Annotated in this window: 26 protein-coding genes; 12 read left to right on the top strand and 14 right to left on the bottom strand. The window is 69.0% G+C overall.

The features are described from left to right. The first annotated feature begins 313 nt into the window (after positions 1 to 313). From IU459_RS32255 to IU459_RS32245, 3 genes are all read left to right on the top strand, one after another. Positions 314 to 2,473, top strand: coding sequence for a pyruvate, phosphate dikinase (locus IU459_RS32255; RefSeq protein ID WP_195133366.1), 2,160 nt, complete (start codon positions 314 to 316; stop codon positions 2,471 to 2,473). Further along, entirely contained in the window at positions 2,463 to 3,248 is a 786-nt protein-coding gene (locus tag IU459_RS32250; RefSeq protein ID WP_195133365.1) for a tyrosine-protein phosphatase, read from the top strand. The genes IU459_RS32255 and IU459_RS32250 overlap by 11 nt, the downstream gene beginning before the upstream one ends. A gap of 126 nt (positions 3,249 to 3,374) precedes the next feature. Then, a complete protein-coding gene (locus IU459_RS32245) occupies positions 3,375 to 3,674 on the top strand; it encodes a DUF6506 family protein (protein ID WP_195133364.1) in 300 nt (99 codons plus the stop codon). A gap of 142 nt (positions 3,675 to 3,816) precedes the next feature. Here IU459_RS32245 and IU459_RS32240 read toward each other — a convergent pair whose 3' ends face one another. Together IU459_RS32240 and IU459_RS32235 are read right to left on the bottom strand one after the other, a co-directional pair. Beyond that, positions 3,817 to 4,722, bottom strand: a complete 906-nt coding sequence (locus IU459_RS32240) for a tyrosine-protein phosphatase (protein WP_195133363.1) — start codon at positions 4,720 to 4,722, stop codon at positions 3,817 to 3,819. 75 nt (positions 4,723 to 4,797) lie between these two features. Next, a complete protein-coding gene (locus IU459_RS32235; RefSeq protein WP_228838828.1) occupies positions 4,798 to 7,200 on the bottom strand; it encodes a PEP-utilizing enzyme in 2,403 nt (800 codons plus the stop codon). A 162-nt stretch (positions 7,201 to 7,362) separates the two neighbouring features. Here IU459_RS32235 and IU459_RS32230 point away from each other — a divergent pair, with 162 nt between their 5' ends. The 3 genes from IU459_RS32230 to IU459_RS32220 all read left to right on the top strand — a co-directional run bounded on the left by IU459_RS32230 (position 7,363) and on the right by IU459_RS32220 (position 10,959). Then, on the top strand, positions 7,363 to 8,844 hold the full coding sequence (locus IU459_RS32230) for an FAD-dependent oxidoreductase (RefSeq protein ID WP_195133361.1): 1,482 nt from the start codon (positions 7,363 to 7,365) through the stop codon (positions 8,842 to 8,844). A gap of 97 nt (positions 8,845 to 8,941) precedes the next feature. Next, positions 8,942 to 10,105 carry a 3-hydroxy-9,10-secoandrosta-1,3,5(10)-triene-9,17-dione monooxygenase oxygenase subunit gene (hsaA, locus tag IU459_RS32225; RefSeq protein WP_195133360.1) on the top strand — a complete coding sequence of 388 codons (1,164 nt, stop codon included), beginning with the start codon at positions 8,942 to 8,944 and terminating at the stop codon, positions 10,103 to 10,105. Next, positions 10,105 to 10,959, top strand: a complete 855-nt coding sequence (locus tag IU459_RS32220; protein ID WP_195133359.1) for an alpha/beta fold hydrolase — start codon at positions 10,105 to 10,107, stop codon at positions 10,957 to 10,959. The genes hsaA and IU459_RS32220 overlap by 1 nt, the downstream gene beginning before the upstream one ends. A gap of 13 nt (positions 10,960 to 10,972) precedes the next feature. Here the strand turns inward: IU459_RS32220 and IU459_RS39850 are convergent, their stop codons facing one another. The 4 genes from IU459_RS39850 to IU459_RS32200 all read right to left on the bottom strand — a co-directional run bounded on the left by IU459_RS39850 (position 10,973) and on the right by IU459_RS32200 (position 16,076). Then, positions 10,973 to 13,255, bottom strand: coding sequence for an ATP-binding protein (locus IU459_RS39850; protein ID WP_195133358.1), 2,283 nt, complete (start codon positions 13,253 to 13,255; stop codon positions 10,973 to 10,975). Positions 13,256 to 13,329: 74 nt separating this feature from the next. Then, positions 13,330 to 14,559: a bifunctional 3,4-dihydroxy-2-butanone-4-phosphate synthase/GTP cyclohydrolase II gene (locus IU459_RS32210; RefSeq protein WP_195133357.1), complete on the bottom strand. Its 1,230-nt coding sequence runs from the start codon at positions 14,557 to 14,559 to the stop codon at positions 13,330 to 13,332. 61 nt (positions 14,560 to 14,620) lie between these two features. Further along, positions 14,621 to 15,196 (bottom strand): PadR family transcriptional regulator, encoded by a 576-nt coding sequence (locus IU459_RS32205; RefSeq protein ID WP_195133356.1) that lies wholly within the window; start codon positions 15,194 to 15,196, stop codon positions 14,621 to 14,623. Positions 15,197 to 15,233: 37 nt separating this feature from the next. Beyond that, positions 15,234 to 16,076 carry an IclR family transcriptional regulator gene (locus tag IU459_RS32200; protein ID WP_195133355.1) on the bottom strand — a complete coding sequence of 281 codons (843 nt, stop codon included), beginning with the start codon at positions 16,074 to 16,076 and terminating at the stop codon, positions 15,234 to 15,236. A gap of 224 nt (positions 16,077 to 16,300) precedes the next feature. Between IU459_RS32200 and IU459_RS32195 the strand changes: the two genes are divergently transcribed. The 5 genes from IU459_RS32195 (at position 16,301) to IU459_RS32175 (ending at position 20,229) form a co-directional block, all read left to right on the top strand. Then, on the top strand, positions 16,301 to 16,807 hold the full coding sequence (locus IU459_RS32195; protein ID WP_228838827.1) for a flavin reductase family protein: 507 nt from the start codon (positions 16,301 to 16,303) through the stop codon (positions 16,805 to 16,807). A gap of 94 nt (positions 16,808 to 16,901) precedes the next feature. Further along, the gene (locus IU459_RS32190) at positions 16,902 to 18,044 is read left to right on the top strand and encodes a Rieske 2Fe-2S domain-containing protein (RefSeq protein WP_195133354.1); all 1,143 of its coding nucleotides are present in this window, start codon (positions 16,902 to 16,904) and stop codon (positions 18,042 to 18,044) included. Positions 18,045 to 18,048: 4 nt separating this feature from the next. Continuing rightward, a complete protein-coding gene (locus IU459_RS32185) occupies positions 18,049 to 18,282 on the top strand; it encodes a hypothetical protein (RefSeq protein ID WP_324199112.1) in 234 nt (77 codons plus the stop codon). Continuing rightward, positions 18,279 to 19,325 (top strand): 2Fe-2S iron-sulfur cluster-binding protein, encoded by a 1,047-nt coding sequence (locus IU459_RS32180; RefSeq protein ID WP_195133353.1) that lies wholly within the window; start codon positions 18,279 to 18,281, stop codon positions 19,323 to 19,325. Before IU459_RS32185 ends, IU459_RS32180 begins: the two co-directional genes overlap by 4 nt. 16 nt (positions 19,326 to 19,341) lie before the next feature. Continuing rightward, a complete protein-coding gene (locus tag IU459_RS32175) occupies positions 19,342 to 20,229 on the top strand; it encodes a VOC family protein (RefSeq protein ID WP_195133352.1) in 888 nt (295 codons plus the stop codon). A 46-nt stretch (positions 20,230 to 20,275) separates the two neighbouring features. On the opposite strand, the gene IU459_RS32170 is transcribed toward IU459_RS32175, so the two are convergent. The 6 genes from IU459_RS32170 to IU459_RS32145 all read right to left on the bottom strand — a co-directional run bounded on the left by IU459_RS32170 (position 20,276) and on the right by IU459_RS32145 (position 23,258). Continuing rightward, positions 20,276 to 20,581 carry a hypothetical protein gene (locus tag IU459_RS32170; protein WP_195133351.1) on the bottom strand — a complete coding sequence of 102 codons (306 nt, stop codon included), beginning with the start codon at positions 20,579 to 20,581 and terminating at the stop codon, positions 20,276 to 20,278. Positions 20,582 to 20,634: 53 nt separating this feature from the next. Then, complete coding sequence (locus tag IU459_RS32165) at positions 20,635 to 20,781, bottom strand: hypothetical protein (RefSeq protein WP_195133350.1); 147 nt, start codon at positions 20,779 to 20,781, stop codon at positions 20,635 to 20,637. Positions 20,782 to 20,992: 211 nt separating this feature from the next. Then, positions 20,993 to 21,970, bottom strand: coding sequence for an AraC family transcriptional regulator (locus IU459_RS32160; RefSeq protein ID WP_228838826.1), 978 nt, complete (start codon positions 21,968 to 21,970; stop codon positions 20,993 to 20,995). A gap of 215 nt (positions 21,971 to 22,185) precedes the next feature. Beyond that, on the bottom strand, positions 22,186 to 22,470 hold the full coding sequence (locus tag IU459_RS32155) for a cold-shock protein (protein ID WP_195133349.1): 285 nt from the start codon (positions 22,468 to 22,470) through the stop codon (positions 22,186 to 22,188). 20 nt (positions 22,471 to 22,490) lie between these two features. After that, positions 22,491 to 22,649 (bottom strand): hypothetical protein, encoded by a 159-nt coding sequence (locus IU459_RS32150; RefSeq protein ID WP_195133348.1) that lies wholly within the window; start codon positions 22,647 to 22,649, stop codon positions 22,491 to 22,493. A gap of 189 nt (positions 22,650 to 22,838) precedes the next feature. Further along, the gene (locus IU459_RS32145; RefSeq protein WP_195133347.1) at positions 22,839 to 23,258 is read right to left on the bottom strand and encodes an Hsp20/alpha crystallin family protein; all 420 of its coding nucleotides are present in this window, start codon (positions 23,256 to 23,258) and stop codon (positions 22,839 to 22,841) included. Between the two features lie 144 nt (positions 23,259 to 23,402). Between IU459_RS32145 and IU459_RS32140 the strand changes: the two genes are divergently transcribed. Continuing rightward, positions 23,403 to 23,759, top strand: coding sequence for a MerR family transcriptional regulator (locus IU459_RS32140; protein ID WP_195133346.1), 357 nt, complete (start codon positions 23,403 to 23,405; stop codon positions 23,757 to 23,759). 69 nt (positions 23,760 to 23,828) lie between these two features. Here IU459_RS32140 and IU459_RS32135 read toward each other — a convergent pair whose 3' ends face one another. Next, entirely contained in the window at positions 23,829 to 23,990 is a 162-nt protein-coding gene (locus IU459_RS32135; RefSeq protein WP_195133345.1) for a hypothetical protein, read from the bottom strand. A gap of 160 nt (positions 23,991 to 24,150) precedes the next feature. After that, on the bottom strand, positions 24,151 to 25,203 hold the full coding sequence (locus IU459_RS32130) for a fused (3R)-hydroxyacyl-ACP dehydratase subunits HadA/HadB (RefSeq protein ID WP_195133344.1): 1,053 nt from the start codon (positions 25,201 to 25,203) through the stop codon (positions 24,151 to 24,153). Positions 25,204 to 25,297: the final 94 nt, after the last annotated feature.

The following is a 25,297-nucleotide window of genomic DNA, read 5'->3' as shown; positions in this document are numbered from 1 at the left end:
GATCCTGCCGTACGAGTCGCTCGATGCCGCCCGATCACTGCCACATATCCCGCTGACCGGGAAGATTCGCTTCCCCATACGCTCCGGGCCCTGGCGTTGCCGCCGGTGTTACGTCTGCGGACCCCCGTTCGGATTGCCGCGCGCTGATCCTGCTCAGCGGGACCACGGCTACGGCAGGTGACCGATAGCACGGCAGGCTCGAATCGGGCGACAGGTGTGCCGCGCCGCGGTTCGCGCCCGGCAGGACACAGTCCGGATCGGAAGTCCGAATCGCGCTGCGGCGCAGGCTGTTCAGTGATTGCTAAGGAGTGATATGACCGCCGGAGCAGAGCTAGTGGAGCGAAACGACGGGGCGGCGGGCGCGGCGCGGGTCGTCGAACTCGACGGCACCTGTTCGCTGTCCCGAGAACGCATCGGCGGGAAGGCGTGGAGCATCAACCGGATGCGAGCCCTCGGTCTTTCGGTGCCGCCCGCGTTCGTGATCACCATCGACGCCTGGGCCGACTTCTCGGCCCACGGGGTGATCGGCGAAGACGTCTGGCGCGCGGTCCGCGCGGGCATCGCCACGCTCGAACGCGGCACCGGACGGACCTTCGGATCCGGCCCCCGTCCGCTGCTGATGTCGGTGCGCTCGGGTGCCGCGGTGAGCATGCCGGGAATGATGGACACGGTGCTGAATCTCGGCATGAACGAGGCCGTGGCGCGAGCCCTGGCCGCCGAGCGCGGCAACTCCACCTATGCGGCCGATACTTGGGAGCGCTTCCGCGCTCAATACCGCGAAACCGTGCTGGGTGATCCCGCCGGTGCGGTGCCCGAGGACCCGTGGGAGCAGTTGCGTGCTGCCATCAGCGCGGTGTTCCGGTCCTGGGATTCGCCGCGGGCGCAGACGTACCGGCGTAATCGCGGGGTGTCCGGACCGTCGGGTACCGCGGTCACGATACAGGCGATGGTATTCGGAAATCTCGACGAGAAGTCCGGCACCGGTGTGCTGTTCAGCCGCGACCCCAACACCGGCGAACGGGCGATGTTCGGCGAATGGCTGGTCGGAGGACAGGGCGAGGACGTGGTCTCGGGCCGGACGACCCCGCGGCCACTCGACGACCTGGCCACTCTGCTGCCGCAGGCGCACGGTCGACTCGTCGCCGCGGCGGAGCTGTTGGAACGCGATGGCCGCGATATCCAGGACATCGAATTCACCGTCGAATCCGGCGCCTTGTGGCTGTTGCAGTCCCGTCCCGCGAAGCGTTCGGCGCTGGCGGCGGTCCGCGCCGCGGTGGCGATGGCCGACGAGGGACTCATAAGCGCGGAGGAGGCGCTGGAACGGGTCACTTCCGATCAGGTGCGGGCCGTACTGCGTCCCGCGACCGGCGCGTACACGGGGACGCCGCTGGCCCGCGGCGAATCCGCCTGTCCCGGACTGGCCGCGGGTGTCGTCGTGAGCGATCCGTACGAGGCGGAGCGCCGCGCGGAGGCGGGTGAGGACGTGATCCTGGTGCGTCCGACCACCAGCCCGGATGATCTGCACGGCATGATCGCCGCCCGGGCGATCGTCACCGGACTGGGTGGCGTCACGTCGCACGCCGCGCTGGTCAGCCGGGAAATCGGCAGGCCTTGTGTGGTCGGCTGCGGCCCCGGTGTGGTCGAAGGGCTGGCCGGTCGAATCGTCACTGTCGACGGCGGCGCGGGCACAGTGTGGCCGGGCCGGGTCGAAGGCAAACCCGTCGACGCGAGCACCTTCGCGGAGGTCGGCCGGCTGGCCGACTGGGCGGGCACCGACGCGGATGGGTTGGCGGCGTGGCTGGACGCGCGTGCGACCGCCGCCGCCACCCAGGCACACGCGGAACTCGCCACGGTGACGAATGTTCCCGACCTCGATCTGCTGCGGCTGATCGGCATCAAGGGCCGTGCCACCCACGATGCGCTCGCCACCGGCCTCGGGGCCTCGGCGGAGACCGTCGCCGCCCGGTGCGAAGAGCTGGTGGCCGAGGGCCTCTGCGCCGCGACGCCGATCGGTGTGCGCCTCACGGCCGAAGGCCGACAGTACCTGGGCGGGCTGCTCGCGACGGAACGACGGGAAGCCGACCGGGCCGCGATCGCCTCCGTCTACGCCGAGTTCTGCGCTTTCAACGGCGATCTGAAGAACATCGTGACCGCGTGGCAGATGAAGGGTCCCGACACCGTCAACGATCACGCCGACGCCGGCTACGACGGCGCCGTATTGGCCCGGCTCACCGAACTGCATGGCACCGTGCAGCCGCTGCTGCGGCGGATCGGTGCGGTCGCACCGCGTTTGGCGCGGTACGCGGCCCGGTTCGCGCATGCGATCGAGCGGATCGCCGCCGGGGACCACTCCTGGGTCGCCCGGCCCGTGCTCGACAGCTACCACACCGTATGGTTCGAGCTGCACGAGGACCTGATCGGACTGTGCGGCCTCAGCCGCGCCGACGAGGCGGCGGCCGGCCGTGCCCACTGACACCGCGGGGGAGTCGACAGTGCCGGACGGCCGCTGGGTCGAGTTCGCTCAGATCGACAACGTGCGCGACCTGGGCGGGCTGCCGGTACAGGATGGCCGTACAACGCGTTTCGGGGTGGTCTATCGTTCCAGCACTCCACAGCACCTCACCCGGTCCGATCTGGCGAAACTGCTCGGCCCGATCGGTCTGCGCACGCTGATCGACCTGCGGCTGCCCGACGAGGTGGAGCGCGAGGGCTACGGACTGCTCGCCACCGCAGAGGTGGCGCGAGTCTGCCTGCCGGTGCGGAAGTCGCCGCGATCCTCGCTCGCGGCACGCGATCTGGTGCCGGACTCGAGCCGGGTCGATCTGGCCGACCTGTACGACAAGCTGCTGGCGGGCAGCGCCGATTCCATCGTGGCGGCCGTACGGCTCGTCCTCGACGCGGGCCGCCATTCGGTGCTGTTCCATTGCGCCGCAGGCAAGGATCGCACCGGTGTGCTCGCCGCGGTGCTGCTGGACGCGGTCGGCGTGCCGCCGGAGGCGATCGCGGCCGACTACGCGCTGACCGGTGAACGCATGCGGCGAATCCGCGACCGGCTCGACGCCTTGCCGTCCTATGAGGGCCTGCCCCCGGTCAGCACCGGCATTCTCGGCGTCGAAGCCGAAGTGATGCGGAGTTTCCTCGCGAACCTGTCCGCCGCGCACGGCGGTGCGGCCGGGTGGTTGCTGACCAGCGGGCTGACCACCGCGGAGCTGGCACGACTGCGCGAGGTGCTCATCGCGCCTACATAGTGGATCGCGAAGCGGGCGGAGTCAGGGAGGTGCGGATCACACACGGGTTCACCTCCGATCCTGGACGTTCTCGCCCGAGATCTGTTTGGCTTGTGGCTTCGACGGTTTGAGGGAGGTTCACCACGCATGGCGTTGCTGCACTGGGGATTCATCTACACAGCGGCCGGCAGCGCCGCGGGCGGCGATGTCAGCGTCGTGGACACCGGTAAGTGCCGCACTGTCCTCGTGGGGGTGGAGAGGCCCGAGGAAGGCATCGAGGTCGCGCGCCGCCTGGTGGGCGAGGGTGTGCAACTGATCGAGCTGTGCGGGGGGTTCGGGCCCGTTTGGGCCGGACGCGTCATCGAGGCAATCGACGGTGCGGTGCCCGTGGGCACGGTTGGCTACGGGCCTGAAGCAGTCGACCAGGTGCACGCTATCTTCTCCTGATCGCATGCCGTTCGGTTCGACTGGCGGCCACAGCACCGACGGATCGTTCAATGCTTGATCGGTGCCCGATAGTTGACGCGCGGGGCTGAGATGAGTGAGCGGGTCGGTGGATTACGGTTGACCGACCCGCCCTTTTTCGCGACTACCGTGGCAGCAGCTTGGATTTCAGCGCGTCCAGGGTCGCACCGTCGACACCGAGTCCGTCGGAGACGAACCGGTCGAACGACCCGAATGACGCGCCGGCCTGGTCGAAGGCAGCGTCGAGGAAGTCGCTGCGCACGCCGAGGATCGGATCGAACAGGGCGGGATCGGTGACCAGCCCTCTGGCCACCAGGCCATCCATCAGCGCCTTGTTGCCCGCGGCCAGGTTGTCGTTCGATTCCAGATAGTCCTTGTACACCTGCCCCTTCGGCACGCCGAGCGCGGTCATCAGGATCGCGGTCATCCAGCCGGTGCGGTCTTTGCCCGCCGTGCAGTGGTACAGCACCGGTCCGGTGGCGTTCGCGACATCCCGGATGGCGGCGCCGAACTGTGCGCGAGCCGTGGCGTCGGTGACGAACCAGCGGTAGTAGGCGCGCATGATCTCGGCGGCCTTGCCGTCACCGAACATCTGCTGCTGCACGGCGGGCCCGCCCTGCACTGCCTTGCCCACCATGACGTAGAAGTCGTTGGCCGGGTCGTACACCGGACGCGCCTGCACGGGAATCGAGGCCGGGAGCTTGTCCGGGTTGGCTTGTGATTCGGTCGGGCTGCGGAAGTCGATCACCTTGGTGATGCCCAGCGTCACCAGCTTCTGCTGGTCGGCGGCGGTGATCTTGTCCATGGCCTCGGTGCGAAAGACGACGCCCGTGCGCAGCTTGCCGTTGCCTTGGGTGGGATAGTCGCCGATATCCCGGGCATTCGGCGCCGCCGATAGCTCCATGGAACGGTTGTGCACGGTATGGACGAGCCCAGGGCCCGCGAATGCCGTGGTGGTGGACGGGAACACGGCGATCAATGCGGCGGCGACACCGGCCACCGCACCGCGAACAGCACGCGAAATCGTCACTGGATCATTCCTTCCATTGGGTCGCGGCCCGGCGACGCCGAACCGGCAGATGGGCCGGCTGATCCCGGCCCGAACTCAGGCGTCGGCGAGCAGCGTGACCGTGCCGGCCGACCCGTCCACGCGCACCCGCTGCCCGTCGGCCAGGCTGGTGCTGGCGGTCTTGGTGTCGACGACGCAGGGGATGCCGAATTCCCGGGCCACGATGGCCGCGTGCGAAGCCGAGCCGCCGATGTCGGTGACCACCGCGGCGGCGTAGGCGAACATCGCGGTGTGCCCGGTGTCGGTGACCGAAGCCACGAGGATGTCGCCCGGCTCGATGTCGTCGTCGAGGGACAGCACTCGCTTCACGGTGCCTTCCACCACGCCGGGGCACACCCCGATGCCGGTCAGGCTGTCGCCCGGTGCCAGTGCACCCGCGTCGGGCAGCGGTTCCCACTCACCCGCGATCACATCCGGCATCCGCACGCCCCGCAGCCGGGCCAGCTCGGCCCGCCGTCGTGCCACGCGCTCGGCCATATCGGCAGGAGCCCACAGGATTTCGTCGAGCGTCAAGAAGCAGGCGTCCTCCGGTGCCTGGAGCCACCCCGCCCGGATCAGCCGTTCCGCGCGTTCGCGCACGGCCAGGCGCAGGCAATGGGTGTACCGGACGACGGCGTCGCGGACGCGTTCGCGCGCCATCGTCGCTCCCGCCGCCATCCGCGCGGTGCGGCTCGGCGCCGGGTCGACCGGCTCCCGCTTGGGCGCGGGCAGCTCGGCGGCTCGCGCGGCGGCGATCACCAGCAGTTCGGGCCGGTCGGCGAAAGTCGGGTTGATCAGCTCGCATTCGCCCGGTCCGCGATGCCCGATCTTCCGCAGCTCCTCGTCCAGCGCGGCGGCGAAGGGCGAGGAGATCACTCGAGCCGCCGCGACATCGCCCCCGTGCGCCGCGCCGTGCAGCGCGGTGTCGCCGCGGCACAATTCGGCGAGCCGCTCCACGGCGAGCATGGTCCGGGCCGACTCCAGCCGCTCCAGATCGATCGGCACGGCCGCGGAATCCTTGCCGCGGGAGTGGATGGCCGTCGCCGCGCCGGTCATCATGACGCCGATGGACGCGGCCGCCCAGGACTGATTCAGCCGGTCGCGCCACAGCAGCGCTCTGGCGTGCAACTGCTCGTCGGTGAGCTCGCGTATCACCGCTGCGCCCAGGGATTCCTGATGCGCGGCGGCGTTGATCCCTTCGGTGGTCTCGCGATACCTCAGCGCCGTGCGCAATACCCGGCCCGCCGCGCGCCAGGTGGCGCGGGTACTGGCGAAACCGGTCGGGGTGGGCGGCTTGCCATGCGGGGTCAGCGAGATCTCGGCCGGGATGTTGCCGTACACGTCGCGGCGGATGCTCTGCTCGTCCCATCCGGGCATGTTCTCCGCGGCCAGGACGCCGATGGACGCGTTGATGTAGATGTGATGCCCGAGCACGGTGGTGACGCGACTGGTCCAGTGCTCCAGCGCTATTCCGTCCAGCGCGATCATCCGGCCCATCGCCGCGTTCGCCAGGCGGATCGCGCCCGCCTGCAGATCGACGGTCAGCGGCGTCAGGGGTCCGGGCAGCGCCTCGGAGGTATTCGTCGCGGTGTGTACCGGGTAGGCCGGGTCGACGCGATCATCGAATTCGCCTTCGAGTCCTTCCGGCGCCACCGACACAAGGGAATGGCCGTCGGACGTGCTCGCCCGAGCGGGTATCACGTAGCCAGGCAACGGGATCGCGCCGGGCTGGGCGGCGAAGTCGTCGCCGTCGAACCTGCGGCCCACCAGTCCCCGGACGATATCGGCAGCTACTTCGGAGGCGGTCCAACCGCAGCGGAATCCCCACTCGTCGTGCGCCGCCGTCGCATCCACCAGCGGTACCGGCCGGACACGCGACACCCAGCCGGCCGTTCGCCTGCCCGCCGCCTCGGCGATGCGGCGCGCGTCCTCGCCGGAAACCGTGCCGGGCGCGGCCAGTTCGACAACGCCGGTACGCGGCGACACCGCGGCAACCACCAGGAATCGTTCGAAGTCGTCAGTGTGCAGCACCTGGAACCCGCCCGACCGGCGGGAACCCAGCAGCGGTGCCAGGATTCGCCAACTGTCCGGCTCGACGCGCCTGCCCGCGACCGGAGCGGTGCGCACGATCAGGGCCTTCGCGCCGCTGGATCGCACGACATCCGCGGCGGCCGAATCCCGGCTCGCGACCACGGGAACCACGAGCCGCGCTCCGGCATCCCGGGCCGCCACCGCGATCGCGGCGAGCGAACCGCCCAGGTGCACCACCGTCGCGCAACCGGCGACGGCCTGGGCGCAGATCGGTGGATCGGCCGGATCACCGGTGATCACCTGGACCCGGGGGTCCACGTACCGGTGCCGCTCGCGGTCCAGCCCGACCACGTCGTAGCCGGCGGCCAGCAACATGCGCGCCACCGCGCGACCGGTCGGATCGGAAATTCCGGTGACCAGGACCCGCATCAATTCTTCCTCCTCGCTGGCGTCCACGCAGACGTGACGCCGTTCACAACCATCGCCAGCCCGCGACCCCCCGACGGCCCGCAGTCCCGATGAACGGGACCGGGGGGTCGCTCATCAAGACAGGCGACCGGAAACCTCCGGACGCCGGGGAAGGTCGTTGCCATGAGTGGTCGTATTTCGGTCGCGCCCCGGGATGCCGCCGAGGTGCGCGCCTACGACATCGAGACCGATGTGCTGGTGGTCGGCTACGGATGCGCCGGGGCCGCGGCGGCGTTCGAGGCGGCGCGGGCGGGCGCGCAGGTGCTGGTGCTGGATCGGATGGGTGGTCCCGGCGGTGCGTCGGCCCTGTCGGGCGGCGAGATCTATCTCGGCGGCGGCACACCGATCCAGCAGGCATGCGGATTCGACGACGACCCGGCGGCCATGGCCGCGTTTCTGTCGGCCGCGCTCGGCCCGGGCGCCGACCCGGACAAGATCACTCGCTACAGCGCGGACAGCGTCGCGCATTTCCACTGGCTCGCCGCCCGCGGCGTTCCGTTCAAGCCCACGTTATGGGATGCGCCTGCCTGGGTGCCGCCCACCGATGACGGTCTCATGTGGCTCGGGGAGAACAGCTGGCCGTTCTCCGAACTCGCCGCGCCCGCGCCCCGCGGACATCGCCCGGCCGCCCACGACTTCGGCGGCAAGCTCCTCATGGACTGCCTTGCCGAGGCCGCTCGATCCGCCGGTGCGACGGCGCTTTTCGACACTCGCGCGACCTGCCTGATCGTCGCGGACGACGGCGCGGTCGTCGGCGCGATGGCTCGGCGGTACGGCACCGAGCTGGCCGTGCGGGCCCGCCGCGGCGTCGTGCTGACGACCGGTGGATTCGTCGACAACGACGCCATGCTGGCCGCGCACGCGCCGAAACTGCTGGGGCACACCAAAGTCAGCGCGGGCACCGACGACGGCAGCGGCATCCGGATGGCGCAGGCGATCGGCGCGGCCGTGCGGCACATGGCCACGGGGCAGGTGGGCATCTCGCTCGTCCCCGGCCTCGCCGCACGCGGCATAGTGGTGAACGGGCGTGGGCAGCGGTTCGTCAACGAGGACACCTACCCTGGTCGAATCGGTCAGGCTGCGCTGTTCGGGCCGGGCATGGACACCTGGGTCGTGCTGGACGAACGCGCCTACGACGAGGTGCCGCAACAGCAGCGGTGGGGTGTGCGGCCCACGCACGTGGCCGAGACCGTCGAGGAACTCGCCGAGCTCATGGGCGTCCCGGCGGCCGCGCTGGCCGATACCGTCCGCCGATACAACGCCTCCGCTTCCGACGGCGTGGACCCCGAGTTCGCGAAAGCGGCGCGCTGGGTGCGGCCGCTCACACCACCGCTCGCCGCGATCGATGTGCGGGCGGGGGTGCGGCCGCCGTCGGAGTCCGGCGATCGCCGCGGTACCGGCGCCTCCGTCTTCACTCTCGGCGGGCTGCACACCACCCTCGACGGTGCGGTGCTCGATATCGATGGCGCCGCGATCCCCGGACTGTTCGCCGCGGGCCGCGCCGCGAGCAACCTGCACGGCGAGGGCTATATCAGCGGCACCTCGCTCGGCGACGGCACCTTCTTCGGCCGCCGCGCGGGTATCGCCGCCGCCCGTGACACCTGAGCTCCACGGTGGGTTCCGATCATCGGGATGAATCGGATCCGACGGCGGCGCAGCGACCTAGCGTCGAAACGCAAGCACTACGAGGAGGACTACCGGTATGACCAACAAGGTGCTCGATCGGGTACGGGATCTGCTGCCCGCCATCCGGGACCGAGCCGCCGACACCGACCTGCGGCGCAGCGTGCCCGAGCAGAGCATCCGGGAGCTGGTCGAGGCCGGTGTGTTCCGCATGCTGCAGCCGTCCCGCTTCGGCGGCGACGAATCCTCGCCGGCCGCGTTCTACGCGGTGATCCGCGCCATCGCCACCGCATGCCCGTCCACCGCCTGGGTGTCGTCGGTGCTGGGCGCGCATCCGTGGCAGCTTGCACTGTTCCCGCTGCGAGCGCAGGAGGACGTGTGGAGCGCCGATCCGGACACCCTGGTCTCGTCGTCGTACGCGCCGACCGGCAAACTCGTGCCCGTCGAGGGCGGGTTCGAGATCAGCGGTCGCTGGAGCTTCTCGTCCGGATGTGATCATGCCCGCTGGGCCTTCCTCGGCGCGGTCGTGGCGAACGACGAAGGAGAAGCGGAGTATCTGACCGTTCTGGTGCCGCGCACCGACTACCGTATCGAGGACGTGTGGCACGTGTCGGGTCTGTCCGGCACCGGCAGCAACGACATCGTGATCGAGAACGCGTTCGTACCCGCCTACCGGACCTACAGCGCCAGTGCGCAAGCGGAATTGCGCGGGCCCGGTCAGGAGGTCAATACCGCACCGCTGTACCGGATCTCGTTCGGCGCGGTGTTCTCCAACACCATTACCGCACCGATCATCGGCGCCGCCCAGGGTGCCTACGAAGCGCACATCGAGCGCATGCGGGAACGGGTGCGGATCTCCTATGGCGGGCAGAAAGCGGCCGAAGATCCGTTCGCGCACGTCCGGGTCGCCCGCGCCGCCTCCGAGATCGACGCGGCCATCCTGCAGATGGAGCGCAATATCGGCGAGCAGTTGCGCTATGCCGAAGCGGGCGAGGAGATCCCCTTCGAACTGCGGGTGCGCAGCCGCCGCGACCAGGTGCGCGGCACCGAACGCGCCATCGAGGCCATCGACCTGCTCTTCGACAACTCCGGTGGCCATTCGATCCGCAAACCCAATCCGATCGAACGGCATTGGCGCGACGCGCACGCGGGCAGCGTGCACGTCATCAACGACGTCGAACGCGCGCTCGTGCTCTACGGCCGGGACGCATTCGGGCTGCCGGTCACGGATCGGATGATCTGATGACGCTCACCGCGGAGAACACCACACGCTGGAGCACTACGGCTGGGCTGACAGTGCGATACCACGAGGCGGGGTCGGGCGCACCGCTGGTGCTGCTGCACGGATCCGGGCCCGGCGTCTCGGGCTGGGCCAACTTCGGCGCGAATCTGCCGGCGCTCGCGGAGCGTTTCCGCTGCCTGATCGTGGATCAGCCGGGCTTCGGCGGCAGCGGCCGTCCGGAGGTGTACGAACGCAACTACCTGCGCATCTCAGCCGAGGCGGTGCTGGGTTTGGTCGATGACCTCGGCCTGGAACGCGTGCACCTGCTGGGCAATTCGATGGGCGGCGCGGTCGCGACGCTGCTGGCCCTGGAACATCCGGACCGGGTCGATCGGCTGGTGCTGATGGCGCCCGGCGGCGTCGGGGTGAATGTGCTGGGGCCGGAACCGTCCGACGGGATCACGCGGCTGCTGGAGTTCAGCGCCGATCCCACCAGGGAGCGCCTGCTGTCCTGGCTGCGCACCATGGTGTCGGATCCGGCGACCCTGACCGAGGAGCTGATCGAGGCCCGGCTGATCGCCGCCTCGGACCCGGCCGCCATCGCCGCGCTGCGCGACGCCTACGCGACCTTCGCCGATCCCGCTCTCGCCGAACCGGTTCCGTTGTGGGCCCGGCTGCGCGGCCTGCGCCAGGAGACGCAGATCCTGTGGGGCCGCGACGATCGGGTGACACCGGTCGAGGCGTCGCTGTTGCCGTCACGGCAGATTCCGGGCGCTGACCTGCGCATCTTCGCCCGGTGCGGACATTGGGTGCAGATCGAGCGCAAGTCGGCGTTCGAACGCGCCGTCGTCGACTTCCTCACCGCCGGGCTCTGAACGCGGCCACCGGTCAGACACCGTGATCCCGGACCCACCCCGCGATCTGGGTCCGGGAGGTGAAGCCCAGCTTGGTGAGAATGTGCTCGACATGGGTTTCGGCGGTGCGCACCGAGATGACCAGGTCGGCGGCGATGCGTTTGTTGCTGTGGCCGGCCGCCACCAGCCGGGCGACGTCCTTCTCCCGGCGAGTAAGGACGTCCGCCGCCGCCTCGGGCTCCGCGGCGGGCGGCCGCACCGGTTGCGCCGCAGCGGGTGTGCGACCCAGCGCGTAGTCGATCGCCTCGTCCAGCGGCAGCGCCGCGCCGCTGTCGAATATCTGCTGGAATGCCTTCTCGCCCAGCGCTTCCCGCACCTGGTTGCGCATCTTGTCACCCAGCACGCCGGTGATGGCGTGTGCCAGGCGTACCGTGCTACGCGCGAGAATCTCCGCGGCGCCGAGCAGGCGCGCGGCCCGTTCGAAGTCGCCGCACGCGACCGCCGTCCACGCCAGTCCCTCGAACGCCGAGGCCAGCCAGACGCATCGGTCGAACAGGCTGAACATTTCGACCGACCGGGCGAGATAGTCGGTAGCGGCTTTCTGATCGCCACGACGCCAGTGATCCAGGCCCATCGACCACTGCGCCAGCCCGCCGAGCAGATGCGGTCGCCGTTCGGCGGTCACGTGCACCAGCCGCTCGGCGAAGACGGTCGAGCGCGCGTCGCCGAGCACCAGCGCGCACACGAACGCGAAGGCGAGGCTGTCCATCTCGATGGTGTGGTGCCCGCACTCCGCTGCCAGGTGCACTGCGGTCTCGGCCGATTCGAGGGCACGGGCGGTGTCGTCGTCGTTGAAGGCCAGCAGCGCCGAGTCCAGCATCGCCTCCGCGATGATGTCCGGGGCATTGAGTTTGCGTGCCAGGGTGACGCATTCGTCCACCAACTGGCGAGCGGATCCACGATCCGACAGCAGCGCCGCGAGCGAGGCCGCCGAGGACAGCGCACGCGCACGAAGCTCCGTCGGTTCGTTCGACTTCGCCAGGGCATCGGTCAGCCAGCGATATCCCTCGGTCAGGAATCGGTTGTGTTCCCAGAACGGCCGCAGCACCGTGGCCATCTCCATAGCCGACTGCGGTGTGCTGGTGAGGGCGAACTGCAGGGCGGCGCGCAGATTCGCGTGCTCGCGGTCGAGTTCACCGAACCAGGCGACGTCGTCGGAACTCCCGTACGCCGTCCGTCCACGCAGCGCCAGCCGCCGGTAGTGGTCGTGGTGGCGCGCCCGCACCGCGGGCTCGTCGCCCCGCTCGGCCAGCCGATCGCAGGCGAACTGCCGGATCGGCTCCAGCATCGAATAGCGGCCCGCGTCGCCCTCGTAGCGCAGGCTCAGCACCGATTTGTCGACCAGGCCGGTCAGCGCGTCGACGAGCGTCCGCCTGCCGGAGTCGACCACGCACACGGCCTCGGCTGCCTCGTAATCGAAGCCGCCTGCGAAGACCGACAGCTGCTCCCACAACCGCTGCTCGGCCGGGGTGCACAGATCGTAGCTCCAGCGGATCGCGCCTTCGATGGTCTGCTGCCGCTGCGGCGCGAGGCGTGGTCCGGCACTCAGCAGACCCATGGTGTCGTCGAGCCGAGTAAGGATCTGTTCCGGCGTGAACATGCGAAACCGCAGCGCGGCCAGTTCCAGCGCGAGCGGAATGCCGTCGAGCCTGCGGCAGATCGCCGCCAGCGCACCGCGATTGGCGGCAGTCGCCGCAAAGCCGGGGTTGGCGGCCCCGGCCCGCTCGGCGAGCAGCCGCATGGCATCGCTGTCCGCGGAGGCGTCGTCCGGTAGCGGCAGCGGCGCGACCGGCATGACCTGCTCGCCCTGCACCCCCAGCACCTCCCGGCTGGTCGCCAGCACCCGCACGCCAGGGGTGCCCGCCACGATCCGGTCGACCAGCTCCGCGCAGGCCTCGACCAGGTGCTCGCAGTTGTCCAAGATCAACAGCAGCCGCTTGTCGGCGAGGAACTCGGTCAGCCGGGGTAGTGGGTCGGCCGTGTCGTCACGCAACGCCAGCACTTCCGCGACGGTCACCGTGACCAGATCGGGGTCGTGGACGTCGGCCAACTCCACCAGCCACACGCCGTCCGGGAACGCGCGCGCGACCGCGGCGCCGATCTGGCGGGACAACCGTGTCTTGCCGACGCCACCCGGACCGAGCAGGGTCAGCACCCGTGTCGTCGGCAGCAGCCGCTTCGCGGCGGCGAGTTCTTCCCGGCGCCCGACGAAGCTGGTGACCTCGGCAGGGAGATTGCCGATTGGACGCCGCGCCATGGATGTCAACCCTAGGTACCGGGCGTCGTGCGGAAGAGCATTCTGGACAAATTCGGCTCCGGAACCGCCAGTTCTCATCGGATGGCGACCGCGGCGTCGACCTCGGTCAGCTGGTGGCGCATGCGGTCACGCTTGGCACGCAGATAGCGCACGTTGTGCTCGGTGGGCATGGCCTGCAAAGGGATTCGCCGTTCGACGGCGATGCCGCACTCGGTCAGCCCGGCCTGCTTGGCCGGATTGTTGCTCAGCAGCCGGACCGACCGCACGCCCAGGTCGGTCAGAATCCGCGCGGCCGCGCCGTAGCGGCGAGCGTCGACGGGCAACCCGAGCCGGAGGTTCGCGTCGACCGTGTCGGCGCCCGCATCCTGCAGCTCGTAAGCGCGCAACTTGTTCAGCAGTCCGACGCCGCGTCCTTCCTGTCCGCGCAGGTACACCACGACGCCGCGGCCCTCGGCGGCCACGACCTGCAGGGCGGCGTCCAGTTGCTCGCCGCAATCGCAGCGCAGCGAACCGAACGCGTCGCCGGTGAGGCACTCCGAGTGCACCCGGGTGAGTACATTCCGGGCTCCGGGCGTACCGAGAACCAGCGCGAGATGTTCGGCGTTGCCGGCCGCGTCCCGGTAGCCGATGAGCCGGAATTCACCGAAGCGAGTGGGCAGCCGGGTTTCGACGACACGGAGAACACTCGACTCGAGCCGCTGGCGATAGTCGATCAGGTCGGCGATGGAGATTATCGGAATCCCGTGCGCCCGGGCCATGGTCAGCAGTTCGGGCAGCCGGGCCATCGACCCGTCGTCGCGCACCACTTCGGCGATGACTCCGGCCGGGCGCAGGCCCGCCAGCCGCGCCAGGTCGACCGCGGCCTCGGTATGCCCCTGCCGCCCCAATACGCCGAACGGGTGTGCCCGCAGCGGGAACACGTGGCCGGGACGGGTGAGGTCCTGCGGTGTGGTGCCGGGATCGGCGAGCAGGCGCATGGTGTGGGCGCGGTCGGCGGCCGATATGCCGGTGTCTATGCCCACCGCGGCGTCCACCGAGACCGTGTACGCGGTGCCCTTCGGATCCTGGTTGACGGCTGTCATCGGCGGTAGGTCGAGCCGGTCCAGGTCGGCACCGGCCATGGGCACGCACAAAACGCCGCTGGTGTGCCGCACCAGGAACCCGATGTTCGCCGGGGTCGCTTTCTCCGCGGCCAGCACCAGGTCGCCTTCGTTCTCGCGGTCCTCGTCGTCCACGACGAGCGCCATGCCGCCGCTCGCGATCGCCGCCACCGCGGCAGGCACCGTGTCCAGTTCACCGGTCATTGTCCGCCACCTTCATATGCCTAATCGAAATATGTTGGTGCGGGAACAGCCAGGCGGGGTCTCACTCAGTGAGGCGATCGATGTCGGCGAGCAAGTCCCGGGCGAAATCGCGCTCGGCCTCGTAGTGCCGTACGCACCAGCGCAGCACGAGTTCCGGATAGGCCCAGTCCGGATTGGCCCCGGCGCCCTGGGCGTCCGCCTCGGCGCGCTTGCGCATCTGCTCGGCGTAGCCGATGTGCTCGGTGAGGATCTCACGGAGCCGGTCGGGCTCGGCGAGATTGCCGAGCCAGGCCCGCAGCATCACGCTGTGCTTGAGCACCGGCGCCTCGACCGGGGCGTGGTTGACCCAGGCCGCAGCGGCGGCACGGCCTTCCGGCGTGATGGCGTACATCCGCTTGCCGCGGACGCCGTCCTCCTGCGTGACTGTCCGGGAGGTGGCGTAGCCGTGCTTCTCCAGACGTTTGAGTTCGGCGTAGATCTGGCTGAACGACGGGCTCCAGTAGAAGAACTGCAGACTCCAGTCGGCCCATTTCTTCAGGTCGTAGCCGGAGAGTTCGTCGGCGTGCGAGAGCATTCCGAGCACGGCCCACGCGGTGGTCGGCAGATCGGGCACCGCGGGTGTCACGCCATCGGTCATCGTCGGACTGTACCGCCCGGGCATATTCCGCCTCGAACTATCGCCAGCGGGCGCGGCGTGGGACGAGCGCCCGACCGGCCTCATGGGAGATTTCGAGCAGCACCCGCGCCAGCTTGTCGAAGCTCATCGCGTCGACGCGCCCGGACAGCGACAGTGCCGCAGGCGCGGTGCCACGGACGCGCAACGGCGCTGCGACACAGCCGATTCCGTCCAGCGATTCCTGACGGTCCAGCGCCACGCCTTGGCGCAGCCGGATCTGGGCCAAGGTGCGATGCAGTGCCTCGGGCTCGGTGATGGTGTGCGCGGTCAGTCGCGGCAGCCGGGAACGGAACGCCGCTTCGGCGATACTCGGCTCCAGGCAGGCCAGCATCGCCTTCCCGAGCGCGGTGCAGTGCGCGGGCATGCGGCCGCCGAGCCGGGTCGGCAGCATCGCGGCCAGGCGGCCACCGGCCTTGTCCAAGTACACGACCTCATGACCGTCGAGCACCGCCAGATGCCCGACCATGCCGGTGCGCTGGCACAACTCGTGCAGCAGCGGGCTCACGGCGTCGCGGATCTCGTTGTGGTCCGCGGTGAGCCCGCCCAGTTCGAGGGTACGCATGCCGAGCCGGTAACCGCCGGACGTGTGGGCCAGCCAGCGCAGCCGGATCATCTGGTCGAGAATCCGGTGGACTGTCGACCGTGGCAGGCCGGTGCGCTCCACCAGGCCGAGCAGGGTCAGTGTCGGGGTGGCGGCATCGAACGCGTCCAGGATCAGGGTCATCCGTTCGATCATCGACACCGGCACCTCGGCGGCGCCGGCTCCGGCGGCTCGGGGGCGGGCGTGGTGGGGGACCCGGCTGGTGCGCGCCTGCGCGTCGGGCAGCAGGGTGACGGTCATCTGAACCTCCGTCGGTCACATTCGGTCTACGTCGACCAGGCATGACGTGCTCGGCCGTTTGTGTCTCCTTTCACACTGACGGGTGCGCGACCGGGATGAATCGGGAGAACTACGTAGCTTCTACCGATCTCCATCCCGTTGACCGGACCCCGATCTTGACGCCCTTCGGCAGGTGCCTGCTGTCATAGCGATCAGGTATATACCTGATCGAAATAGGAGGCCCGATGGAACCGGTGCTTGCGATGGACGGATCCCCGCTGGATGTACGCGACTTCAAGGCCGTACTGGGCCGCTTCTGCACCGGAGTCACGGTGATCACGGCGCGGTCCGCGGACGGGCCGATCGGATTCACCTGCCAATCGTTCTCCGCGCTGTCGCTGGAGCCGCCCGCGGTGTGCTTCTGCCCCGCCCGCACGTCTACGTCGTGGCCGCGCATACGCGCGGTGGGCCGGTTCTGCGTCAACATCCTGGCCCACGACCAGCAAGACATCTGCCGGCAGCTGGCGCGCAGCGGCGCGGACAAGTTCGCCGGGGTCGACTGGGTGCCGTCACCGAACGGATCGCCGCGGCTGGCGGGAACCATGGCGTGGCTGGACGGCGAACTCGAGCAGGAGGTCGACGGCGGTGACCACACCATCGTGATCGCGCGGGTCACCGCACTGTCGGAACACCGCGAGGCCGGGCCGCTGCTGTTCTACCGCTCCGCGTTCGGGCGGTTCGACGAAGCCTGAAGCGCCTCCCGGCCAGTGGGACTGCGCATTTCCGCGCCGGGATCGGCAACCGAACTATCGAGAGGACAAACGTGGGCGAATCGTGGAGGAACCGATGACTACCGACACCGAGGTTCGAGTGATCGACGCGGGCGCTCCGCCCGCGCGGTACGCGCGCGGCTGGCACTGCCTGGGTCGCGCGGAGGACTTCCGGGACGGGAAACCGCACACCGTGGCGATCTTCGGCACCGAACTGGTGGTCTTCGCCGACGCCTCCGGACAACTGAACGTGCTGGACGCCTACTGCAGGCACATGGGCGGGAACCTGGGTGACGGCCGGATCAAAGGGGACTCGATCGCCTGCCCGTTCCACGACTGGCGCTGGGGCGGCAACGGCCGTTGCACCGGCATCCCTTACGGTCGCCGGGTGCCGCCGCGGGCGCGCACCCGGTCCTGGGCGACGCTGGAGCAGAACAAGCAACTGTTCGTGTGGAACGACCCGGAAGGCAACCCGCCGCCGGAGCAGGTCACCATCCCGCGCATCGACGGCGTCTTCAGCGACGAGTGGACCGACTGGACCTGGAACACCATGGTGATCGACGGCGCCAACTGCCGCGAGGTGATCGACAACGTGGTGGACATGGCCCATTTCTTCTACGTGCACTTCGGCTTCCCCACCTACTTCAAGAACGTCTTCGAGGGCCACGTCGCCAGCCAGTACATGACGTCGGTGTCGCGCGAGGACATGATGGGGGAGACGGCGAAGGCTTTGGGCGGCAAGAACGTGCTGCACTCGGATGCCTCGTACTACGGCCCCTCCTACATGATCGACCAGCTGCGCAGCGAGAGTGCGGGTTTGACGGTCGAGGGCATTCTGATCAACTGCCACTATCCGGTATCGCCGACGAAATTCGTGCTGCAGTACGGCGCGATCGTGCGGAAGCCCCTCGGCCTGCCACCGGAGCAGGCCGAGGAGATCGCGGCGAAATTCGCCAGTGGTCTCGGCCGCGGCTTCGAACAGGACGCCGCGATCTGGAAGCGCAAGACCCGCATCGACAATCCGCTGCTGTGCGAGGAGGACGGTCCCGTCTACCAGCTCCGCCGCTGGTACGAGCAGTTCTACACCGACGTGGCCGATATCGACCCGAAGATGACCGACCGGTTCGAGTTCGAGGTCGACACCACCCGAGCGGTCACGGCGTGGGAGGCGGAGGTCGCTCACAATCTGGCCGAGCAGCGCGCCGCCGCCGGATCCTGAGTGGATGGCCATGGAACGGATTGCGTGCCGGGCCTGCGGCACCTGCGTGCTGGTCGAGAAGTTCAGCGTGGAGCACACCAGTGTGCAATGGAGCGCCGTCGCGATGGCGGCGTGCGCCGAGTTGGCCGGGGCGGACGGTGCCCGGGTGCGGACCTGTATCGCTCTGCGCGACAGCATCGATGCCGCCGTCGCGGTCGGCGCTCTCGGGGTCAGCACGCGTGACGGGGATGTGCCGTGAACACCACGGAGAGCCGACCAGGCGGAATCCTCACTCTCCGCGTTGCGCACGTGATCCGGGAAACCCGCGACGCGGTGTCGCTGGAGCTGGCTCCCGCCTCGGAGCAGGCGAAGGCCGTCGAGTACCGCCCGGGCCAGTTCCTGACCCTCCGGATACCGAGCGACCTGACCGGTTCGGTGAGCCGCTGTTACTCCCTTTCCAGCGCGCCGCACGAGAATGTGCCGCTGAAGGTCACGGTCAAGCGGACGCCCGGCGGTTATGGATCGAACTGGTTGTGCGACAACGCCATCGCGGGCATGGCCATCGACGCTCTACCGCCGGCCGGGGTCTTCACTCCCGCATCGCTCGACGACGACGTGCTGTTGGTCGCCGCGGGCAGCGGAATCACCCCGGTGCTGTCGATTCTGAAATCGGTGCTGTCGGCTGGTTCCGGGCACTGCACGCTGATCTACGCCAACCGCGACGAGCAGTCGGTCATCTTCGCCGCCGAGCTCGCCGATCTGTCCGCCCGGCATCCGGACCGTTTGCTCGTGGTGCACTGGCTGGAGACCGTGCAGGGACTGCCCACCCGCGCGCATCTGGCGGCCCTGGCCAGGCCGTGGTGTGATCGCGAGGCGTTCATCTGCGGCCCGGGGCCCTTCATGGACGCCGCCTCCGACGCGCTGATCGGGCTGGGCGCCGACCGCAAGCGTGTGCACGTCGAGAAATTCGTGTCGCTGAGCGGCAACCCGTTCGAGACCGCCGCGCCGGAGCGCACCGATTCCGGCGAGAGCGCCGCGGTCGAAGTCGAACTGGACGGGCAGACATACGAATTCCCGTGGCCTCGGCAGCGAGTCCTGCTCGACGTCCTGCTGGCCAACGGCCTGGCGGCGCCTTACTCGTGTCGCGAGGGCGCGTGCAGCGCCTGCACCTGCCGGATCGTCTCGGGACAGGTCGAGATGCGGCACAACGAAGTTCTCGACGACGCCGATCTGGCCGAGGGTTACGTGCTGGCCTGCCAGGCGGTCCCGGTCACCGACACGGTGCAAGTCACCTATTCCTGAGGAGTACGACGAACACATGGCTGACATCGCCTCGCTCGGCTACGTCCGAGTCGCCATCGCCGATGTGGCGGCCTGGCGCGCCTTCGCTTTCGATGTGATGGGCTTCGCGCAAGCCACGGGACCGAATCCGCACAGCGTGTACCTGCGCATGGATGAGCACGCCTACCGCTTCGAACTCGTCCCCGCCGACCAGGATCGCGTGCTGGCCGTCGGCTGGGAAGTGCGGGACTATCGCGCGCTCGCCCGGGTGCGCGAAACGCTGGAGCAGGCGGGCGTCGCCGTCACGCCGCTCACGCGGGAGCAAGTAGAGGCGCTGCGCGTGGAGGAAGCCTTCACCTTCACCGATCCCGCCGGGTTCGCCGTCGAGGTCTTCCACGGCCCGGTGCTCGACCACAGCCCGGTCGTCACCGCCCACGGGAATCGTTTCGTCACCGAGGGGCTGGGTCTGGGCCATGTCGTTCTCCCGGTGCCAGACCTCGAGGAGGCGAACCGCTTCTATTGCGACGTGCTCGGCTTCCTGCCGCGTGGTTCGTTCCGGGTGCCCACTCCGCCCGGCGTGGGGCCCGTTCGGGTTCGATTCCTGGGCGTCAACCAGCGCCACCACAGCCTCGCGCTGATCCCGGGCACCCGCCCCGACGGCCCGGGACTGGTGCACATCATGGTCGAGGTCGACCAGCTCGACGCGGTGGGCCGGGCCCTCGACCGCGTCATGCGAGCGGGCTACCCGCTGTCGTCGACGCTGGGCCGGCACACCAATGACAAGATGATCTCCTTCTACGTCCGTACTCCCGGCGGCTGGGATCTCGAATACGGCACCGAAGGCGTACTCGTCGACGAATCCACCTACAGCGCCGAGGAGATCACCGCAGACAGTTACTGGGGGCACGAATGGTCACGCGGCTGACCGGGATGAGTCCGCCCGCCCCCGGCGTGCGCCGATGACGTCTGCTTCAGGCGCCGCGGAGGCGGATTTCATTGTTCAGTTCGGTGGCCTGCTCGGTCAGCGCGGTGGTGGTGGGATCGTGTCCGAGACGGTCGGCGAGATCGGCGCGGGTCACGATGAGCATGCCGAGCGGCTCGGCCTCGGAACCCTGCTCGATCCGGACGCGTCCCTCTTCTAGGACGAGCCGGGCGCTCGGCTCGCTCATGGTCAGCAATCGGCGCAGATCGTCCTCGCGGACCACAGCGGACGAAGAAGCGCTGGTTGACGCGGGCTCGGAAGCAGGTGTCTCGCGGGTCGCCTTGTCGGATTCCATGCTGACTGGTTGCCCTGGCAAACCCGCCGGAAACCGGGGCGGCGCGGCGCGCGCTATTCCTCGTCCTTGTCGCCGCGCCGAGCGGCTTCAATGGCTTCGGCCATCTCCGCGCGCAGCCGCGCTGCGGTCGCTTCGTCGCCGGCGTCCTCGGCGGTGGTGATGTCCTGGTGGAGCTGGGCGATCACGTCTCGCAAGGCCATGTGTCCTCCCTTCCCGGGGTTCGACCACGTCGTATGTCAGCGTGGCCACGGAGGCACGATTCACTCCGCGCGTGCAGCATGACCGCTATCGCCGTGCCGAAACAGCGGCCACGCGATTCCGGTGGCGCGGGTCGAGATGTGCACGAACCCCTCCGCGCCATACCCCGCGGTGACCTGAGGCCTGGCGATCTCGAAGGTGTCCGCTGGGCAGTCAGGAGTGCAAGGTGTAGCTGGGCGGCTGACCGTAGCGGGCGGTGTAGGCGGCGGCGAAGCGGGCCGGGTGGGCGAAGCCCCACCGTTCGGCGATGGCGGCCACGGTCCGCCCGTCTCCGGGCTCGGCAGCGGACAGATCCTCGTGCGCGCGCTCGAGGCGCACCCGGCGGAGGTAGCCCAGTGGCGTGGTGTCGTAATGCCGGCGGAAATGGTGCTGGAGGGCACGCGCGGTGACACCGGCGGCCTCGGCGATGTCGGTCAGGGTCAGGGGCTGATCGGCATTGGCGTTGATGTAGTCGGTCGCGCGACGCAAGGCCATCGGCGTGAGGTGGCCGGGCTCGCGTACGTAGTCGACCGTCATCGCCGTGTTCGGGAAGGTGGTCAGCGCGGCAGCGGCAATCCCGGCGGTCGCCTGCTCGGCGACCAAGGGATTTCCCATCGGCGATTCGGGATCCATGAGTTCGCGGTGCACCGCGGCGACCAGATCACGCCAGTACCGTCCCCTCGCGTACGAGACCGGCTGCGTGGATTGGAACCGCACGCCTCCGGCGGGCGTGCCGACCTGCTCCTCCGCCATCGCGGTGACACGGTCCATCGGCAGCCGGAGCAGGGACATGTCGAGATCGTGTACTTCGAACGACAGCCCGACCCCCATCGGGACCACCGCGACGTCGCCGGGGCGCATCAGCAGTTCCTCACCGCCGCGCAGCAGGTACCGGCCCGCGATCAGATGTTCGAACACCAGGTAGTCGAAGGGTTCGGAGTCGGTGGCGTAACCGATCGCGCCACGGACCCGGTCCGTGGCCATCGTGTCGGTTGAGACGCCCGTGACGGTGAATGTGGCATCCGGTGAGACCTCGAGGAACCGGGTGCGGTTGCCGGCGTACATGCGGTCGATGTAGTCGGTGATCTCGGCGGAGTCGGTCGAGGAGAATGCGTATCGCTCGACGGGCATGGGTGCGGTGGCTATCGACATTTGTCGCCTCCTGCTCGGACAAGGGTCCAGGCCGCAGCTTGGGAGCTTCTGTGACGACGGCGTGCCCGCAGCACCCCCTGATCCACCGCCGCTTGTTCTCCCATTGTCCTGCTTGCCGGGCGATAGCTCCAGGTGTCGAGAGAGTGCATGATCGTCTCGCGCCACCGAGACCGCCGGTCCCGTGCACGCATGGGACCGGCGATCTGGCCGATAGATCAGGCGTCCCCGGTCGGCCGGACGTCCGCGGTGTCGGGAAGCAGTGGCCGCACCGCGGTCGCTTCCGGGCCGCGCTTGCGCATGGTGGCGGTGAAGATGACCGGCTGACCCGCGCTGAGCGATTTGTAGCCCGTGGTCTCGATGCTGGTGTACTCGACGAAAACCGGCGTCGGGTCGTCCGCGGGCTGGAGGAATCCGAAGCCCTTCTCGACGTTGAACCACACGACCGTGCCGCGGCGCCAGAGTTCGGCCGAGGTGCTGGGATAGGTGTGCCGGTCGGTCACGCGAGTGGTCCTGGCCGCGGTCACGCGACACTGCGGTGGGGCCGGTCGGAGTGCATGACCCGCTGCCACCAGGCATCGAGGGGGCTGGGATCCGGCCAGACGACCGGCGCTTCGGCCGGGCGCGCCGGCTCGGATTCGGTCGGCCGTGGCAGGGTGTCGCGTGGGTGGGTCGGTGCCATGATCGGATGCTCCATCAGGTGTTCCGTGCGCAAGGATAGCCCTGTGCTGTAACGCCTTTCGTGTGCCGCGTGCGGGCCCGGTTCTCCGGACCCGCACGAAGGGTGACGCGACACTGGTCGCAAATTTGTTCCCATCACCGAATTCGGCATCACCTCACCTTCGCGCTCGGCGCGCAGATCCCGGCGCGGTCAGGCGTGGATCGCCTTGTGCCCGTCGCCACGAGCGATCTCGATCTTGCGTGGCTTGGCCTTCTCCGCGACCGGAATCGTCAGACGGAGGACGCCATCGGTGTAGTCGGCCCGGATGTTGTCGGTGTCCAGATTCTCGCCGAGGAACAGCTGCCGGCTGAACACACCGCGGGAACGCTCGGCGGCGATCATCTCCCGGCCGGTGTCGAGTTCGGGGCGGCGCGCTCGCACCGTCACCACGTTGCGTTCGATGTCCAGGTCCAGGGAATCCGGGTCGATACCGGGCAGGTCGAACTCGACCACGAACTCCTCGCCCGCGCGCCAGGCGTCCATCGGCATCACCGCGGGATGCGCCTTCGTGCCGAACACCTGCTGCGTCAAACGGTCCAGATCGCGGAAGGGATCGGTACGCATCAGCATGGTCGCCACCTCCAACTCACTCCATTCTCCGTAGTAGGGGCCAGATAACCTCTGCCATCTGGCATAGATTTTTTATAGCACTGGGTTGAGTTGAGTTCAAGGCACTAAACTAGGAAATCTAGTTCGCAACAGAAGTGAGGATGGATGGCGCAGGAGCGGGGCGACTCGGGGCATCTGCCGGATCCCGGTCAAGCGGTGTACGGGATCTCGGTGGCCGCTGGGCTGGCGGGCATCGGAGTGCAGACGCTGCGCCTGTACGAGCGCCATGGCTTGCTGACGCCCGCGCGGAGTGACGGCGGCACGCGCCGCTACAGCGGTAATGATCTGGCCCGCCTGCGGCGGATCACCGACCTGGTCGCCACGGGCGTGAACCTGGTCGGCATCCGGCGCATCCTCGACCTGGAGGACGCGAACGCCGACCTGCACGCCGACAATGACCGGCTGCAGGCCGACAACGTCCGCCTTCGTGACGCGCAGAAACGTCAGCCGGACCAGAAGTAGGTCTGTAGCAGCGCCGGCACGACGATGCCCGGCCCCTGGCATCGAAGGGCAAGATCGGCGAGCCGGGAATCAGACCGATGTGCGCGTGAGCCGGGCGTCCTGTTCGCCGCGCACCTGCGCGCTGTTACGGCGCGGGGAGCGGAGTTCGGCCAAGCTGCGTGCGACGACCGTGGCATGGACCGCGATGACGGCCAGGGAAGCCGAGCCGATCACAGCAAGAAGCACAACCACGACAGATAGGTCCTTTCGGGTGCGAGCGGGCCTGCTGCCCGCTCATCGGGTACCGGTTACGCGTCCGCCGATCGAGGGGCGACCGCGCTCCGTCTCCAACGTGCCCCGGCTTCTCCGGACCAAACACACGGATTCCGGTGGGGGCGGACGAGACGTGCGATCACGCGAGGGCGACCTCGGCCGTCGCGCGGCCGAAGATCTTGTGCCCGTCGTGCTCGGCGGTGATCGCCACCGTGGCGGTTCGAGCGCCCGCGTCCAGGTGCTTGACCCGGCCCCGGAACTGGATCCGGCCGCCTGTGGCGCCGACATGGACCGGGCTGGTCAGTCGCACGTTGTAGGCGCGCAGGGCGCCGGGGTCGCCCAGCCATGTGGTGATCAAGTCCACGCTCAGGCCGATGGTCAACATGCCTTGGGCGACAATGGTTTCCTGCCCCATTCGCGCGGCGATCTCGTCGCTCCAGTGGATCGGGTTCGGGTCACCCGCGACGCCGGCGTAGTTGACCAGGTCGCCGCGGCTGATGGTGAGCATGCGCGGCGGAAGCTCTTCCCCGGAAACCACGGTGTCGAAGCGCCGCGCGTGCTCGCTCGCCGGGACGGTCCGCGCTTCGCGCAGGGGCTCGGTGACCGGACCGACATACCGCGGGTCCGCGGGCCGGTGCGCCCTGCGTGCCTCTGGTCGTGCGCCGTGCATCACGACCGCGTCGAGCGAATCCGGCAGCGTGCCGTCGGCGCGCCCGACCATGCTGGTGCGCGAGGTGACGACGGGCCGATCCTCCTGGTCCAGGATCGTCTGGCGCAGCACCATGAGGTCGCCGCCGAAGGCGTGCCGGAACGAGTCGAGGCAGACCTCGAAGCCGATCCGGTCGCCGGCCAAGAGCGGGCGGTGCAGTTCGACCATCTGATCGGTATGGATCATCCGGCTCAGGTCGTAACCAGGGAGGATCGTGTCGAGCACTTCGGCATAGGCCAGATAGCCGGGGACCGCGCCGAAGGTCGGCGGCGCGAGCAGGCTGTCGTAGCCGAGGGCGGCGGCCGCGTCCTCCGACCAGTGGGCCGGGTGGTTATTGCGCACCGCACGGGCGTATTCGCGAATCTTCTCGCGTCCGACCTCGTAGTAGTCGCAGGACCGATACCGGCACCCGACCATCGAGACGGCAAGTGCCGCGGGGTCGGTCACCGCGGTCGTATCGGACGTCGAATGGATGCTGGACATCGCGGGGCAATTTACCCAACCAGAGCCGGAATCCCGGTCAGCCCGCATCGCACGTCGTTTCGCCGTTGGCTCAACCGTAGGAACCTGCGGCCGA

It is taken from the genome of Nocardia amamiensis (assembly GCF_015477605.1).
In the GTDB taxonomy this organism is placed as follows: domain Bacteria; phylum Actinomycetota; class Actinomycetes; order Mycobacteriales; family Mycobacteriaceae; genus Nocardia; species Nocardia amamiensis_A.
This window is presented reverse-complemented; position numbering and strand designations above follow the sequence as displayed.